This is a genomic window from Haloprofundus halophilus (genome assembly GCF_003439925.1).
Classification (GTDB): Archaea; Halobacteriota; Halobacteria; order Halobacteriales; family Haloferacaceae; genus Haloprofundus; species Haloprofundus halophilus.
Genome location: NZ_QQRR01000002.1, coordinates 746,320 through 762,323, shown reverse-complemented (window position 1 = coordinate 762,323; position 16,004 = coordinate 746,320). Strand labels below are relative to the sequence as shown.

At 66.4% G+C, this 16,004-nt stretch carries 18 protein-coding genes; 12 read left to right on the top strand and 6 right to left on the bottom strand.

The window, feature by feature from the left end; all coding sequences use genetic code 11:
* Positions 1–840 (top strand): SDR family NAD(P)-dependent oxidoreductase, encoded by an 840-nt coding sequence (locus DV709_RS13540; protein WP_117594946.1) that lies wholly within the window; start codon positions 1–3, stop codon positions 838–840.
* 259 nt (positions 841–1,099) lie between these two features.
* On the opposite strand, the gene DV709_RS13535 is transcribed toward DV709_RS13540, so the two are convergent.
* Complete coding sequence (locus tag DV709_RS13535) at positions 1,100–2,707, bottom strand: S8 family serine peptidase (RefSeq protein WP_117594945.1); 1,608 nt, start codon at positions 2,705–2,707, stop codon at positions 1,100–1,102.
* A gap of 179 nt (positions 2,708–2,886) precedes the next feature.
* Here DV709_RS13535 and DV709_RS13530 point away from each other — a divergent pair, with 179 nt between their 5' ends.
* From DV709_RS13530 to DV709_RS13495, 8 genes are all read left to right on the top strand, one after another.
* A complete protein-coding gene (locus DV709_RS13530) occupies positions 2,887–3,339 on the top strand; it encodes an NYN domain-containing protein (RefSeq protein WP_117594944.1) in 453 nt (150 codons plus the stop codon).
* 84 nt (positions 3,340–3,423) lie between these two features.
* The gene (locus DV709_RS13525; RefSeq protein ID WP_117594943.1) at positions 3,424–4,272 is read left to right on the top strand and encodes a TatD family hydrolase; all 849 of its coding nucleotides are present in this window, start codon (positions 3,424–3,426) and stop codon (positions 4,270–4,272) included.
* 198 nt (positions 4,273–4,470) lie between these two features.
* Positions 4,471–5,049: a DUF2150 family protein gene (locus DV709_RS13520; RefSeq protein WP_117594942.1), complete on the top strand. Its 579-nt coding sequence runs from the start codon at positions 4,471–4,473 to the stop codon at positions 5,047–5,049.
* Positions 5,050–5,114: 65 nt separating this feature from the next.
* Entirely contained in the window at positions 5,115–6,767 is a 1,653-nt protein-coding gene (locus DV709_RS13515) for a hypothetical protein (RefSeq protein ID WP_117594941.1), read from the top strand.
* A gap of 63 nt (positions 6,768–6,830) precedes the next feature.
* Positions 6,831–8,168 carry a hydroxymethylglutaryl-CoA synthase gene (gene hmgB / locus DV709_RS13510; protein WP_117594940.1) on the top strand — a complete coding sequence of 446 codons (1,338 nt, stop codon included), beginning with the start codon at positions 6,831–6,833 and terminating at the stop codon, positions 8,166–8,168.
* A gap of 83 nt (positions 8,169–8,251) precedes the next feature.
* Complete coding sequence (locus tag DV709_RS13505) at positions 8,252–8,557, top strand: hypothetical protein (RefSeq protein ID WP_117594939.1); 306 nt, start codon at positions 8,252–8,254, stop codon at positions 8,555–8,557.
* 72 nt (positions 8,558–8,629) lie between these two features.
* The gene (locus tag DV709_RS13500) at positions 8,630–9,004 is read left to right on the top strand and encodes a thioredoxin family protein (RefSeq protein WP_117594938.1); all 375 of its coding nucleotides are present in this window, start codon (positions 8,630–8,632) and stop codon (positions 9,002–9,004) included.
* Positions 9,005–9,099: 95 nt separating this feature from the next.
* Positions 9,100–9,297: a hypothetical protein gene (locus tag DV709_RS13495; protein ID WP_198665738.1), complete on the top strand. Its 198-nt coding sequence runs from the start codon at positions 9,100–9,102 to the stop codon at positions 9,295–9,297.
* Positions 9,298–9,315: 18 nt separating this feature from the next.
* Here the strand turns inward: DV709_RS13495 and DV709_RS13490 are convergent, their stop codons facing one another.
* Positions 9,316–10,023 carry a helix-turn-helix domain-containing protein gene (locus DV709_RS13490; RefSeq protein ID WP_117594936.1) on the bottom strand — a complete coding sequence of 236 codons (708 nt, stop codon included), beginning with the start codon at positions 10,021–10,023 and terminating at the stop codon, positions 9,316–9,318.
* A gap of 164 nt (positions 10,024–10,187) precedes the next feature.
* Between DV709_RS13490 and DV709_RS13485 the strand changes: the two genes are divergently transcribed.
* On the top strand, positions 10,188–10,847 hold the full coding sequence (locus DV709_RS13485; protein ID WP_117594935.1) for a metal-dependent hydrolase: 660 nt from the start codon (positions 10,188–10,190) through the stop codon (positions 10,845–10,847).
* Positions 10,848–10,872: 25 nt separating this feature from the next.
* Positions 10,873–11,361: a GNAT family N-acetyltransferase gene (locus DV709_RS13480; RefSeq protein ID WP_117594934.1), complete on the top strand. Its 489-nt coding sequence runs from the start codon at positions 10,873–10,875 to the stop codon at positions 11,359–11,361.
* Here DV709_RS13480 and DV709_RS13475 read toward each other — a convergent pair.
* Positions 11,328–11,924: a transporter gene (locus tag DV709_RS13475; protein ID WP_117594933.1), complete on the bottom strand. Its 597-nt coding sequence runs from the start codon at positions 11,922–11,924 to the stop codon at positions 11,328–11,330. The genes DV709_RS13480 and DV709_RS13475 overlap by 34 nt on opposite strands.
* 126 nt (positions 11,925–12,050) lie before the next feature.
* Here DV709_RS13475 and DV709_RS13470 point away from each other — a divergent pair, with 126 nt between their 5' ends.
* A complete protein-coding gene (locus DV709_RS13470; RefSeq protein ID WP_117594932.1) occupies positions 12,051–13,229 on the top strand; it encodes a metal-dependent hydrolase family protein in 1,179 nt (392 codons plus the stop codon).
* 6 nt (positions 13,230–13,235) lie between these two features.
* Here DV709_RS13470 and DV709_RS13465 read toward each other — a convergent pair whose 3' ends face one another.
* The 3 genes from DV709_RS13465 to DV709_RS13455 form a co-directional block, all read right to left on the bottom strand.
* Positions 13,236–13,880, bottom strand: a complete 645-nt coding sequence (locus tag DV709_RS13465; RefSeq protein ID WP_117594931.1) for a GNAT family N-acetyltransferase — start codon at positions 13,878–13,880, stop codon at positions 13,236–13,238.
* Complete coding sequence (locus tag DV709_RS13460) at positions 13,873–14,514, bottom strand: GNAT family N-acetyltransferase (protein ID WP_117594930.1); 642 nt, start codon at positions 14,512–14,514, stop codon at positions 13,873–13,875. The genes DV709_RS13465 and DV709_RS13460 overlap by 8 nt, the downstream gene beginning before the upstream one ends.
* 120 nt (positions 14,515–14,634) lie before the next feature.
* Positions 14,635–15,861, bottom strand: a complete 1,227-nt coding sequence (locus DV709_RS13455; protein ID WP_117594929.1) for a CaiB/BaiF CoA transferase family protein — start codon at positions 15,859–15,861, stop codon at positions 14,635–14,637.
* Between the last annotated feature and the right edge of the window lie 143 nt (positions 15,862–16,004).

Below are 16,004 nucleotides of genomic sequence, written 5' to 3'. Positions count from 1 at the left end.
ATGCCGAACCTCTCCGATACCGTCGCCGTCGTCACCGGTGCGAGCAGGGGCGTCGGCCGCGGTATCGCCCTCTCGCTCGGTGACGCGGGTGCGACCGTCTACGTGACCGGCCGGAGTGTCGCCGACGACACGACCGAGAATCTGCCGGGGACGGTCACCGAGACGGCCGAACTCGTCGCCGACCGGGGCGGCGAGGGTATCGCCGTCCGGTGCGACCACACCGTCGACGCCGACGTGGAGGCGCTGTTCGCGCGAGTCGACGACGAACAGGGCCGCGTCGACCTGCTCGTCAACAACGTCTGGGGCGGCTACGAGGGCTTCGACGAGACGTTCGACGACCCGTTCTGGACGCAGTCGATGGACCGCTGGTCCGGGATGTTCGACGCCGGCGTCCGCGCGCACTACGCCGCGAGTCGACTCGCCGCCCGACGGATGGTCGACCGGGGAGAGGGTCTCGTCGTCAACGTCTCCTCGGGTGACGGCGACAAGTATCGGGGCAGCGTGATGTACGACGTCGCCAAGACGGCCGTCGACCGGATGGCGAAGGCGATGGCCCACGAACTCCGCGACCGCGGCGTCGCGGCAGTCTCGCTGTATCCGGGGTTCGTCCGAACCGAGCGCGTCGTCCGCGCGTTCGAGGAGACGGGCGAGGAAGTGCCCGAAGAGACGCACTCTCCGGAGTACGTCGGCCGCGCCGTCACCGCGCTCGCCGCCGACCCCGACATGATGGGGAAGTCGGGGCAGGTACTCGTCACCGGCGACCTCGCGCGCGAGTACGGCTTCACCGACACGGACGGCACGCAACCGCCGCCGTTCGAGTTGGACACCGAACCGATCTGAGGCGAAACCGGGAGCGGCGGGGCGTCCGGCGAGCCGTCGGGGTAGGACGCGCCGCCGACATCCAGAAGTCGAACAACACGCGTACGGGACCGAGGCGGTGCGAACTAGCGCGCGTACAAATTGTACAAATTTTAGAAATTGTACAAGTTTTGGAGACTGAGCGACGTGTAGCGATGCCCGGACCGGCGGGTCGACGACGGATGCGGCGCGACGAGAACAGGGACCGGAGTCGATGGCTGACGATTCTATCGCTACCGAGTTACTGGTACTCGGTGATGGTGAGGGTGTAGTCGCCGCTCCCGCTGTAGGAGTCGACGAGCACCGTCAGGTCCGCGGAGTCGTCGGGGTCGTCGATGGTGATAGTCTCTTGACTGTCGGTCGTCCACGAGCGGTAGTCGTAGTCGCCGGTCGTCGGACAGGAGCCGGAGCCCTCGTCGACGTAGAGGTCGAAGTCGGCGTCCGACGGGCCGGAGAGTTCGACGACGACCTTCGAGGGACCGTCGTACTCGAAGCCGTAGCTCCAGCACTTCGAGTCCCAGTAGCCGCTGAGCGAGCCGTCGACCGAGGCCGACGTGGAGTCGTCGCCGCCGCCGTCGCCACCGTCGTCGCCGCCGTCGTCGCCGCCGTCGTCGCCGCCACCGCCGCTGCCGGGTTCGGTCGTGACGGCGTTGCCGGCGTCGACGCGGCCGCTGCCCTGTTCGTCGCTGGAGAGGCCGACGTCGACGGCCGTGTTCTTGAGGTGGGTGCGGAGTTCCTCGTTCGTGAGGCTGTAGGCGGCGAGCGTCAGCCCGGCGACGCCGGAGACGACGGGCGTCGCCATCGACGTGCCGGAGATGCTGTCGTACTCGGTGCTCGTCGTCCACGTCGAGAGGACGTTCGAACCGGGCGCGGCGAGTTCGATCTCGGGACCGACGTTCGAGTAACTCGCCAGCGACTCGTTCTCGTCGAGCGCGGAGACGGCGAGACACTCGCTGTACGCCGCCGGGTACGAGACCGACGACCCGTAGTCGTTGCCCGCGGCCGCGACGACGAGCGACCCGGCGTCGTAGGCGTACGAGACGGCGTTCTTCATCGTGTCCGTGTAGCCGCCGCCGCCGAGCGAGAGGTTGATGACGTCCGCGCCCTGGTCTGCGGCCCACTGGACGGCGTCGGCGATGTCGGCGGTCGAACCGCTGCCCTCCTCGGAGAGCGCGCGACCCGACAGCAGCGTGGAGTTGCTGATGCCGGAGATGCCCTCGCCGTTGTCCGTCGTCGCCGCCGCGATGCCGGCGACGTGCGTGCCGTGATACTCGTTTTCGAGGTCGTCCGGATAGGGGTCGGAGTCGTCGTCGACGAAGTCGTAGCCCTCGCTCGAGCCGAACTGGTCGGCGAGGTCCGGGTGGTCGTACATGACGCCCTGGTCGATGACGGCGATGGTGACGTCGGAACTGCCGAGCGTCGTATCCCACGCCACGTCGGCGTTGACCTGCTGGGGCGCGTACTGGTCGGAGTAGCGCTCGTCCGACGGCGTGTACAGTGCTTCGAGCGTCTCGTTCTTCTCGGCGTACTTGACTTTCTCGCGCTTCGTGACCGCCTCGACGAAGTTCTCGCGGGCGGTTTCGGACGCCTCCGACGGGAACTTCACGGCGACGTAGCCGAGTTGCTTGTTCTCGTGGACGACGCGGGCGTTGCCCGGTACGGCTTTCTCGACTTCCGCCTTCGGACTGTCCGCGGTCTTCGAGACGCCGACGAGAATCTCGTCCTCCTTCGGACCGGGGCTGCGTCCCGGCGTCGCCGCCCCGACGCCGCTCAGGCCGACGAGGCCGAGCGCACCGGTCGTCTTCAGAAATCCACGACGTTTCCACGACGGTGTGTCTTCGTTTGGCATGGCTGCGCCTGACTTTCACACACTCGGTATATAATTATTTTCATACTTTATTAGTAATATCTTATAAAAGGATGGCAAAACATTCTTAGCTCATAGCTTAGAACTAACCTCTTCGACCGAATCACCACGCACTCCGGCCGAATCAGCACGCATATAGTTTCCCGGCAAAGTTCGGGAGTATGGAGTTGCTCGGACGGCTCACGGACGAATCGGGGCGCGACAGAGGCGTCGCGCTGTTCGTCGACGGGCCGAACATTCTGCGCGACGAGTTCGACGTCGACCTCGACGACGTGCGGGAGGCCGCCGAGAAGGCGGGCCGACTCGTGACGATTCGTCTGTACCTCGACGAGCACGCGACGCCGGGACTGATTCAGGCCGCCGAAGCCCGCGGATTCGAGGTGGTCGTCACCAGCGGCGACGTGGACGTGAAGCTCGCCGTCGACGCGACGCGGTTCGCGGTCGAGGAGAGCGCGGGGACGCTGGCTATCGCCTCGCGCGACACGGATTTCAAACCGGTCTTGGAGATGGCCAACGCCAGAGGGATTCGAACGCTGGCTATCGCGCCGGGCGCGCACGGACGCTCGGACGCGCTTCGGAACTCGGCCACCGAAAGCATCACCTTAGGCGAGTAAACGCCGCCGGAAGCGTCGGAACCGACAGGCGAATCCGCCGGTCGACTCGGCCAGATTTTTCTCTCTCTCGCTCCGACGACGCCCATGGACGAACTCGACACGCCGGTGTTGGACAACCACCTCCACCTCGACCCGCGGCACGGCCGGGGCGTCGAGGCCGTCGAGGAGTTCGCGCGCCTCGGCGGTACGCACCTGCTCGTCGTCAACAAGCCGTCGTGGCATCTCGGCGTCGAAGCCGAGACGGGCGAGGAGTTTCGCGCCGTCTTCGAGGAGACGCTCGGCGCAGTCGCCGAGGCGAACGAGGTGCTCGACGGGCGCGCGTGGCCGGTGCTCGGCGTCCACCCCGGCCTCGTCACCCGTCTGACCGACGAGCGCGGTTTCGCGCCCGAAGACGCCCGCGACCTGATGTGCGCCGGGCTCGACGTCGCCGCCGAGTTCGTCGCCGAGGGACGCGCGCTGGCGTTGAAGTCGGGCCGCCCCCACTACGAGGTGTCCGACGACGTCTGGGACGCCTCCAACGACGTGCTGAAGCACGCGCTCTCGCTCGGCGCGGAGCGCGACTGCGCGGTGCAACTGCACACCGAAGCGAGCGAGGACCTCACCGACATCGCGGAGTGGGCCGAAGCGCGGGGCCTCCCGGCCGAGAACGTCGTCAAACACTACGCGGCCGGGAGACTCCGCGGCCCGACGCCGAGCGTGATGAGCGAGAAGGACCGACTCCGCGTCGCCGTCGAAGCGAACGAACCGTTCCTGATGGAGACGGACTTCGTCGACGACCCGGACCGACCGGGCGCCGTACTGGGGCCGAAGACGGTGCCGCGTCGCGTCCGCTGGCTGCTGGAGGAGGGGTACGAGGACGCGATGCGGAACGCACACGTCGAGACGCCGAAGCGCGTCTACGGTATCGACACGGAGGCGACGCTCGACGGGTGACGGACGCGCGACCGAAGCCGCGGTGAGACCTCTGTGCACCGAAAACTGTCACTTATTTTGACTTTCTTCGGCGAGGACGCTGCGTCAGACGCCGTTCGGTCGGCGAAATTCGCCCCCGAGTCGCCACCGAGTGAGGCGTTCACACGTTGTGTCCGCTGAGAAGAAAGGCATTTGAGTACTGCAGCGTTCGGGTGAGATATGGTTGACCCCGAGGAAACGTTCTACACGGAGGAACGGTGGCAAAACTGGCTGACCCGCGTCGAAGAAGAGGAGCTGGACCCCGAGAACGAGGACTCCGCCCGACTGCTGTTGAACCTGCAGGACGACGCGGCCATCGCCGTCGCCAAAATCGTCTCCGCGTACGAGGACGACTCGCTCGACGAGGGACGAGCGCTCGACGAGATCGCGAAGATTCGCGACATCGTCCTCTCGGAACCCTCGCTCGAAGACGAGGAGAAACTGATGCTCATCGACGGCGTCCAGACGAGTCTCGTCTGCGTCTTCTACGCCGCCGAGGAGTACGTCAACAGCGGCACCGTCGGCGACGCGCCCGTCGAGGAGTACGTCTACGCCGCCGCCGACGCCGAGGCGGAGGACGACCTCGACGCCGCGCTGGGCTATCTCGTCCAGGCCGGCACGCACATCATCGACGGGTCGGAACTGGACATGTCGGTCGCCGAGGAACTGGAGTACGGTCTCGTTTCCGAGTGGGTCAACGGTCTCGACAGCCTCCAGAGCGCGATGAGCGACCCCGAAGTCGTCGAAGACGACGAGTGACGTGTTCGACGGCCGGACAGTCGCCGGAGCAGTAACTTTTACTGCCCCGACGACTTGTCCCGTCCATGAACTTTCGGGACGACCGACGTGCTGTCACCGTCCAGGTGGGTTTCGTCCTCCTGTTCGGTGTGCTGATACTCTCGCTGTCGATGTATCAGGTCCAGGTCGTCCCGGCGGACAACGAGCGGGTCGAGTTCGACCACAACCAGCGCGTCCAATCGGACCTGCTGGACGCCAGAAACGCGATTCTGCGGAGCGCGGGCACCGGAACGACGCACCCGATCTCGGTCTCTCTCGGGGCGCAGTATCCGAACCGGGTGCTCTTCGTCAACCCGCCGCCGGCGAGCGGACGGCTCTCGACGACAGAGAGCGTCGCCGACGGCATCGTCATCGAGAACGCGAGAGCCGTCGACGCGGAGACGGCCGACTACTGGACGGGCGACGACGTTCGGACGTTCGAGACGCGGTCGCTGGAGTACACGCCCGACTACGCCCAGTACCAGAACCCCCCGACGACGGTGTACGAGAACTCCGTCGTCTACAACCGCTTCGACGACGGCGCGGCGCTGCCGCAGAGCGACCAGACGCTCGTCGACGGACGGCGCATCTCGCTCGTCGCACTCGGCGGTGAGCTGTCGAGAGAGCGAACTGGAGTAGAACCGCTCGACGTGCGGTCGGTGAGCGCATCGACGCGAACGACGACGGTGACGAGCGACGGGGAGCCGATTCGAATATCGCTGGCGACGGAGTTGTCGGAGGACGACTGGCGCAAACTGCTCGAATCGGAGACCGAAGGCGGGTACGTCGAGGACGTCGCCGTCGACGACGGCATCCTGACGATGACACTCGAAGCCGACGAGACGTACTCGCTCCGGATGGCGAAGGTCGGCGTGGGGTCGAACGTCGGCGAGACGGAGGCGGCGTACGTCACCGACGTGGAGGGCGACGGTTCGACGGTACGAGCCGGAACGACTCGGACGCTCGTCGCGGAGGTGCGCGACGAGTTCGGAAACCCAGTCATCGGCGAAGACGTGACCGCCGAGGTGACCGACGGTGGCGGTAGCGTGACGTTCCCGGAAGGAACGAAAACCGACGGCGAGGGGCAGGTGCGCGTCGTCTACGAGCCACCGGAGGGCTCGTCGCAGAGCGAGAGCGTCGAAGTCGAGGTCGGGTTCGGCGACGCCGACACCGAGGCGGAGCGCGCGACGTTCGACCTGACGGTATCGGGGACCGCCAGCGGCGGCGACGGTGACGGCGGGAACGGCGGAACGGCCGCGAGCGACGTGCGCTACAACGACGACGCGGAGCCGTTCAGCGGGTCGTCCACCGTTCGATTCAGCGTCTCGAACGACGGTCCCGGGCCGGCGGTCGTCGAGGCGATAACCGTCGACACCGCCGCGGCGGGTAAACTGCGCGAGAGGAACGGCGGACAGGGCGCCGGACAGCACGAGATGCACCTCGAAACCGACGAGTCGGGCTACTACGAAGCGGGCGACGGCGGTAACAGTCGGTACACTCTCGGAGACCGAGTGACGCTGATTCGGCGAGCGACTGCGGAGTCGGGTAGCGATATCACGTTCTCGTTGCTCCGTTTCTACGAGAGCGGGTCCGGGAACTCCGGCGACTCCGTGGACATGCAGAACGAGCGACTCACCGTCACGCTCTACTTCGCCGACGGGTCCGCGAAGTCGATGACGTTCACCGTCGGCTCGTTCTGAGTTCGACACCTGACGAACCACCCATCGACAGGCCCATATACCGACGTTCATTATCACTCACACATGACTGCAGTCGGTATCGACGCCGTCGAAATCTGGACGGGAAAGCTCGTCCTCGACCTCCCCGGAACGTTCGCACCGGTGAAAGGGGAGGACCCCGAGAAGTACACGAAGGGAATCGGTCTCGAAGCCTCCTCGTTCCCCGACGTGTACGAGGACATCGTCACGATGGGCGCGAACGCGGCCAAGCGACTGATGGAACGCCGCGGCCTGACGCCCGACGACATCGGCCGCATCGACGTGGCCACCGAGAGCTCCTTCGACAACTCCAAGCCCGTCTCGACGTACATCGCCGGCTGTCTCGAACAGCTGTACGACGAGGACTTCCACCACGCGAACAAAGGCGAGCGGAAGTTCGCCTGCATCGCGGGAACCCAGAGCTTAGACGACGCGTACAACTGGATACAGGCGGGTCGCAACCGCGGTCGGTCGGCGCTCGTCATCGCCACCGACACCGCGCTGTACGAGCGCGGCGACCCCGGCGAGGCGACGCAGGGTGCCGGCGCGGTGGCGATGCTCATCTCCGAGGACCCCGACCTCGTCGAACTCTCGACCGAACAGGGGTACGGCTCCGCCGACGAGACGGACTTCCTCAAGCCGAACCAGCAGTTCCCGAGCGTCGACGGCAAGCGCTCGGTGCAGGTGTACCTCGCCCGCATGCGCGAGGCGCTCGAAGATTACGAGAGCGTCGCGGGCGACACCCACCCCGACGACTTCGAGTACATCCCCTTCCACACGCCGTTCCCCGGGATGGTCCGGAAGGCGGCGCTGCTGGGGTATCGGCACATGACCCGCGGTACCGACGTCGAGGCCGCGATGGCCGACGAGATCGGTCGCCAGCCCCGCGAGGCCGACTTCGGCTCCTGGGAGGAGTACGAGGCGGCTATCCGCGACTACATGGACGCGCTGAAGCAGACCGACAACTACAGCGAGTGGTACGCTCGCGCCATCGAACCGACGCTCGCCATCTCCGAGCAGGTCGGCAACTGGTACACCGGGTCGGTCCACATCGCCCGCATCAGCGCGCTGAAGAACGCCGCCGAGGCGGGTCGGTCGCTCTCGGGCGAACGGCTGCTCGTCGGTTCCTACGGCTCCGGCGCGCAGGCGGAGATACACGCCGAGACGGTCTGCGATAACTGGCTCGACGAGATTCACGCGCTCAACGTCGACGAGCAGCTCGAACGCCGCTACGAACTCAGCTACAGCGAGTACGAGCAGGTCCACGACGTCCACAACCACCAGAAGGAGACGGAAGTCGAGGAGTTCACCGCGCCCGTGGACGAGTTCGTCTTCACCGGGTGGGGCCGGATGAACGAGCGCAAGTACGAGTACGTCGAGTAGCTTCGGCCTCCACTTCAACGGCTTTTGTATTCCTGCCTTCTCCCTTTGAGAGTCGACACCGTACTGTCAAGTGGTGAGAACGGATGTCTGTTCGCAACGATACGGACGTCGAAACCGGCACGGACGCCGAAACCGGAGAGGAGGCCATTCGAGCCGACTCAGGTACCGGGAGACTGGAAGAAGAGCGGTCGAACGACACCGGCTTCGGAAGGCGACTCCTCGGCAAGTGGCGTATCTGGCTCCTCGTCCTCCTCAGCCTCGCCATCTTCGCGTGGTCGCTGCTGCCGAATCCGACACCGCCGGGGTACACCGAAGTGTTCCTCGGCGTGGCGATTCTGGGGGCGGCGTACGCGATTCAGGACGCCCGAAACAAGTCGCTGTTCGGGTGAGCGCACGGCAACCGTGCGACCCGGCGGCCGAACCGCGCAACCACTTTTAACGCAGAGCGAGTACCGTGAGCCGTGACCGCAGACGCCGCCGACGCCGACGCACAGCGACGCAAACCGATTCGGCTCTCCTCGGGCGAGGAACTCGACGACCTCGTCGCCGAGGACGACCTCGTGCTCGTCGACCTCTACACGAAAGGCTGCACGCTCTGTCAGTCCATCGAACCCGTCGTCGGCAACGTCGCCCGCGCGACCGACGTCACCGTGGCGATGCTGAACCCCCGCGACGACCCCGACCTCATCGAGCGATTCGACGTTCGGAGCGTCCCGACGCTCCTGCTGTTCGAGGACGGCGAACTCGTCGGCCGACTCGCAGAGGGGTTCCAGGGGACGGACGCGATAGTCGGGTTCGTGGAGGAACACAGCAGTCGGGCGATTGCGGCCGAGTGACGGCGATTTCACGCCGTCGACGGAACGATCGACGCTACGCTTTTAATCAGTCAGTGTGACATTCTGGCATGGTGCCGACAGCTTCGCTCTGGGAGATGTTCTCTGATCTGTTCGAGCGGGAGTACCGAGACGCCGTCGTCTACGGCGACTTCGAACAGGAGACGGTGCTGCACGAAGGGCGGATTCGCGTGCTGGCGACAGGGTGGGTCGAACTCCCGAGCGGTCGATTGCTCTCGCCGAAGGCGGTACACCACATCGACACCGGCCCGGGAGAGTCGACACTTCGACGATAGAGTCGGTCGGAACGCCGACTACGGCAGCTCGCGCAGGTCGTCGAGCATCTCGTCCAAGTCTCGGTTGGAGACGGCGAGCGAGAAGCCGTCGATGCGCGCCAGCGCCGGGGCGTGTTCCCAGAGGTCGTCTTCCTCGACGCCGTGGAGGACGACGGCGTTCGGCGTCGGGTTGACGACGCGCATCGCCACCAGCGGCGACTCCCCGCGGGTGACGCCGGTGAAGACGAGCGCTCGGTTCGTGCTCTGGCCGTACAGCCGGTAGAACTCGTCGGAGGAGAGCCGCGTTATCGCCTGAATGCTGTCGATGACGGTGTGTCCGCTGACCCTGTCCTCGTCGCCGCGGACGAGTTCGGTCGCGTCCATCGCGTCGTAGAGTCGGTCCAGCGGAACCGTCGTGGAGTACTCCCGGAGGTCGTGGACGATGTCGCTCTCGAACCCCGCCGAGAGCACCCGGGCGTACTGACGAATCCGCCCGCCGCCGCGCTGTTCGTCGATGTCGAGCAGCGAGTCGACCATCCGCCGGATGACGCCGATGCCCGGGCTCTCGCGGCGGCCGCTCTCGTAGTCGGAGATAACCGACGAGGAGACGTCCAACTGCGCCGCGAGCTCGGTCTGAGAGATGTCGAAGTCGGTACGCCACTTCCGGAGCGTCGCTCCGGGTTCGTCGCTGAGCGTCACTTCGCCGGCGATTCGGCGCGCGAGGTCCTCTCTCGGCGTTTCGGTCATCGGCGAAGCCCTCCGCGGACGGACTGCCACATAGGCGGTGTGGGTCGGCGACCGGACAAAAGGGTATCGAAAGGGGGGTTCGACGAATGACGATTTCTCCGACGGACTCGAAACAGCCCCCGAAGCGGCGCAACGTACATACGCTCGCTCTGCTATCTCCGGACGTGCCGTCGACCGTCGTCCACCTCGCTCTCGGCGCGCTCGTCGGGGTTGCGCTTCTCGGCGACGAGTTCGACCGCCGCGCGCTCGCCGTCGTCCTCGTCGCCGCCGCGACTCCCGACCTCGACACGTTCTTCGGGTTCGTCCTCGTGGGCGCGCATCGTTCGCTGCTCCACACGCTGCTGTTGCCGACGCTTCTGGGCGGTGGACTCGTCTACGATACTCGTCTCCGTGGAGGCTCTCGGCTCCGCGACCGGTTCGGCGGCCGCGGCGTTCGCCTCGGATGGGCCGCGCTCGCGGCGCTCGCGTTCGGCGGCATCTTCCCCGACCTGTTCACGAACGGTATCAACGCGTTCTACCCGCTGTACGACGGCTTCTACTCGATAAACGGCCACCTGTACCTCTCGAACCAGCGCGGCGTCGTGCAGACGTTCGTCGAGTTCGCACCCGAGGAGCCGCGGGCGACGACGGAGACGCGCCACTACCGGACGGGCGTCGACCCCTCGCCCGGCGCGGAACCCGAGAACGTCGAGCGCGTCTTCCCCGTCGTCTCCTCGGGCACGCAGTTGATGCTCGTGCTCGTGAGCGCCGTCGTCGTCGGGGCGCGGTTGCGAGAGAACGGCCGGGTCCGGGCGTCCGACGAACCGCCGGCTTCGAACCACTGATACCGTCGGTGGACGACCCCTCGGCATGGAGATTCGACCGTACGCGACCGAGGAGTACAGCGAACTCTGGAGATTGAAACGCGCCTTCGAACTTGGCCTCGGCGACGGGACCGGCGGCGACGACAAGCGCGAGAAGTACGAGGCGAAACTGACCGATGACTACCGCGAGCGCTACCGCGAGTGGGTCGACCGCTGCGTCGAGGAGGACGAGCGGGCGGTCCACGTCGCCGAGAGCGACGGGGGCGAACTGGTCGGCTACACGTTCGTCCTGCCGGCGTCGCTGTCGATGATCTGGGACGCCGCCGTGCTCAACGAGATCTACGTCGCGCCCGACCACCGCGGGACGGGCGTCGCCGACGAACTACTGGAGGCAGCGCTCGACGCGGCGCGGGCGCAGGAGCTCCCGCTCGACCGGATAGTGCTCGACGTCGACGGCGAGAACGAGCGAGCGCGGGCGTTCTACGAACGGTTCGGCTTCGCTCACTGGGGCGAGATGGTCGCCCGAGAGCTCTGAACCGTCCCGGCGACGACGCCCCCCAGCGTTCCGAAGACGGCGGGGTAGACGACGCCGGCGACGAGTACGGCCGCGACGAAGTCCGGTTCGGCCGTCGCCGTCTGACCGACCGGGACGGCGAAGGCGAACGCACCGGCGACCGAGAGCGCGAAGTAGCCGAGGAGCACCGCCGCGCCCGCTTTCGCTCCGCCCGTCGGGTCGGTGACGCCGGCCGTCCGCGCGACGGCGGCTCCCGCGAGCAGGAGCAGCACCGGCGGGAGGACGTACAGCATCGTGGGGAACGCCTCGACCTCCGCCACGAAGTTTACCGCGCGCGACGCGCCGAACAGTCCGGGTATATCGGTGTCGACGAAGTGAGCGTTGTAGAACACCCAGCCGACGGCTTTCCACGTCGCCGATTCGCCGGTCAACACCTCCAGGAGTTGCTGCGCACCGGAGTTTTGAATCTCCGAACTCGCGACCACGTACGTCATCGCGTAGCCGAACGCGTACGCGATACCCCCGACGAGGGCCCCGCCCGCAGCGGCGAGCGCACCGAACCGGCCGCTGTTCGTCTCTGTCATATCCACTCGGAACTAGCGTGGTGAAAAGTACTTTCTGGCCACGTGACACGTGGCCGAGATGTGTCGTATGGAAACACACACCGTAGAAAGACACGTTCAAGCCTCCGCCGACAGTAGGGGGCGACGATGATTCTTCGAGACGTGCTGTTGTTCGACCGAGGAGAGACCCGTGAAGGGTCGATTCGCGTCGACGCAGATACGGGGCAGATACTCGCCGTCGGCGACGTGGACGCCGACGCCGACGCGGACGAATCGGTCGTCTCGCTGCCCGGTCGTACGGTGCTTCCGGGGCTCGTCGACGCGCACGTTCACTTCTCGCTCTCCGGAGAGGTGAGCGTCGAGGAAGTCGTCGGCATGAGCGACGCGGAGCTCGCGCTGGTCGAGGCGCGAAACGCCCGCCGAACGCTCGAATCGGGCGTGACGGGCGTCCGAGCGATGGGCGCGCGCGACATCGACCCCGTCCTGAAGCGCGCCGTCGACAGCGGCGACGTGCCGGGGCCGCGAATGGTCGCCAACTGCCGTTCCATCACCATCACCGGCGGTCACGGCCACCACCTCGGCCGGGAGATAGACGGCCCCGACGACGCCCGAAAGGCGGTCCGCGAGCAGAAAAAGCAGGGCGCGGAGTTCATCAAGTTCATGACCACCGGCGGGGTGACGACGCCCGGTAGCGACCCCGACGCGGTGGCGATGACCGACGAGGAACTGCACGCCATCGTCGACGAAGCGCACCGCCGCGGCGTCCACGCGGCGACGCACGCCCACGGCGGCGAGGGCGTCAAAGCCGCCGTCGCGGCGGGCGTCGACACGGTCGAACACGGGACGTTTCTCGACGACGAGGCCATCGAGATGCTCGTCGACGAGGACGTGACGCTCGTGCCGACGCTCTCCGCGCCGTACCACATCATCCGCAACACCGAGATGGCGACCGAGGAGAGCGCGAGGAAGACGCGCGACGTGTACGAACGTCACATCGACTCGTTCCGCCGGGCCGTCGAGGCGGGCGTGAGAATCGCCGGCGGCACCGACGCCGGGACGCCGTTCAACGCCCACGGCTCGAACGCGACCGAGGTGTCGTTCATGGCCGAGTACGGCATGAGCGAGGCGGAGGCGATCCGGGCGATGACCGAGACGGCCGCCGACGCGATCGGTCTGGAAGGGGCGGGGACGCTCGAAACCGGGACCCACGCCGACCTCGTGGTCGTCGACGGCGACCCCACCGACGACGTGACGCTGCTCAACAACCCCGAGGCGGTGCTGAAGGGCGGCGAACTCGTTGCCGGGTCGCTGCCGGACGCGGAGTAATCGAAATCAGTCGTCGCGCCACCACATTCGGACCGTCTGCTCGGCGTCACCACCGGCTTCGCGCCACTGTCTCTGCGTTACCGTGTAGTGCGTCTGGTCGACGACTTCGCCGTCGACAGTCGCCGCCGCGTTGCGGAACGTGCCGTCGCACTGGCCGCCGAATCTGTCGACGTACTTCTCGATGGCGCGTCGGGAGTTCTCGTTCTTCGGGTCGTGGGCCACGCGGACGAGTTCGAGGTCCAGACGCTCGAACGCGAGTTCGAAAAGTGCCGCCGCGCGCTCGCCGGAGTAGCCGCGACCCCAGAACCGCTTGCGAAGCCAGAGACCGAGTCCGGCGCTGCGGCGGTCCCACTGGAGGTTCAACCCGCCGAATCCGGCGATCTCCCCAGCACCGTCCTCCTTCTCTCGTGGTCTGATGACGTAGTCGACCGTCTCGTGGTTCTCGCGGTGCTGCCGCCCCCGACGCAGGAAGTCAAACGTCTCCTTGGGAGTTTCGTGCGGCGACCACGGGAGATACCGAGTGATTTCGTCCATCTCCGGCGACGGCGAGCAGATGCGGTACAGTTCGTGCACGTCGACGTAGTCGGGCGTTCGGGGTTCGAGTCGGAGGCGCTCCGTCTCGATGACCGTCGGAAAGAGGTCGCTACTCATAGCTGACTCGCACCTCCGGCGTCTCGATAGCCTCGTCGTCGACGGCGGCGCGCCACTCGTCTTGGGAGATGGAGTAGCGATGGAGGTTCCACGGCTCTCCCGTAGTCGTCATCTCGGCGGGCACCCAGTTTCTGAGGATTCCTTCGTACTGACCGCCGAACCTCTCAACGTACTTCTCGATAGCGCGCTTGGACTGTTCGTTCTCTGGCGTGTGCGCGGGCGACGCGAGTTCGAGGTCCAGTTCGGCGAAGGCGACGTGTAACAGCGCCGCCGCGCGCTCGCCGGAGTAGCCGCGACCCCAGAACCGCTTGCGGAGCCACAGTCCCATGACGGCGCTCTGTTTGTCCCACTGGAACCCGAGACCGGTGACGCCCGCGAACTCGCCCGCGCCGTCTTCGCCCTCGCGCGGACGGACGACGTACTGCGCGCCCTCGCCGCTCTCCCACTTTTCGGCCTTCTCGTCGAGGTAGTCGGCGCTCTCTTTCGGCGTCTCGTGTCGCGACTGCGTGTGGTGACGAACCACCTCGTCCATCTCCGTCGACGACGTAATCGCGTAGAACTCGTAGACGTCGACCGTATCGGGACCGAGGCGCTCCAAGCGGAGACGTTCGGTCTCGACCGTCTCGGGGAACATGGTCGCTCGTCTCGCGGTATGTGAAAAAGAGTTGTCACGGTGAGTTAGTGAGTAGCACGGCGTCGGCGTCCGGAAGTACGGTCGAATAGCCGGGAGAACGGCCGAATAACCGAGAGCGAATCAGACGACGCCGTCTTCGGCGAATCGCTCTATCTCGTCGTCCGGATAACCGAACTCGCGGAGTATCTCGACGGTGTGCTCGCCGAGAAGCGGCGGATGTCGGCGGATGGAGGTCGGCGTCTTCGAGAGGTGCATCGGACTGCCCGACAGCTCCACCTCGCCGGCGGTCGGATGCGTCACCGACTGTCGCATCCCTCGGGCGCGAACTTGCGGGTTCTCGAACACGTCTTCCATATCCTTCACGTCGCTGGCGGGGACGCCGAACTCGTCGAACAGCGCCAGCAGTTCCTCGGTGGTGTGCGTCTCGAACTCGGCTTCCAGTATCGCGTCGAGTTCGTCGCGGTGTTCGACCCGCGCGGCGTTGTCGGCGAAGCGCTCGTCGTCGACGAGTTCCTCGTAGCCGATGGCCGTGCAGAACTTCGGCCAGAGGGTGGGCGAGGGGACGGCGACGACGACGTAGCCGTCTTCGGTGGGGAACGCTCGATAGGGGGCGATGGTCGGGTGTTTGCTCCCCATCCGCCCCGGTGAGACCCCCGTTGCGAAGTAGTACGAGGCCATGTAGCTCATCCACGCCACCTGCCCGTCGAGCAGCGAGACGTCCACCTTCTGGCCGGTGCCGTCGCCGAGTTCGCGCTCGAACAGCGCGGCGAGGATGGCCTGCGTCGCGTACATCCCCGCGCCGATGTCGGCGATAGCGACGCCGACGCGTACCGGCGCGCCGTCCTCCTCGCCGGTGATGCTCATCAGACCGCCTTCGGCCTGCATGATGAGGTCGTACGCCGGCCGGTCGCGGTCGGGGCCCCACTCGCCGTAGCCCGATAGCGCGCAGTAGACGAGGCCGGGATTGTCCCGCTTCAGCGTCCGGTAGTCGAGACCGTACTCGGCCATCTTCCCGACGCGGAAGTTCGAGACGACGACGTCCGCTTCGCCGGCGAGGGTGCGAAACACGTCGCGCCCCTCGTCGCAGGCGAGGTCGAGCGTCAACGAGCGCTTGTTGCGGTTGACGCTCAGGTAGTACGCGCTCTCCTCGGAGTCGCCGTGCGTCGGCGGGTGCCACCCGCGGGTCTGGTCGCCGCTGCCGGGGAGCTCTATCTTGATGACGTCCGCGCCGAGGTCGCCCAACTGCATCGTACAGAACGGTCCGACGAGAACGCGAGAGGCGTCGAGAACGGTCACGCCGTCGAGGGGACCGGTGTCGGTGTCGGGACGTCGAGCCTCGCCGGTCATCAGGGACGAGCGCGTGGCCGTCGTAAGTCAGCTGCGATATCCATCGTGTTCGTACCTGACGTTTTGAAAGTTGCTGGCTAAACGGTTTCGGTGGCAGAGGCGACCGTACTCGGGCGTCAGCCGACATCCCGCCTCGGTGGTCG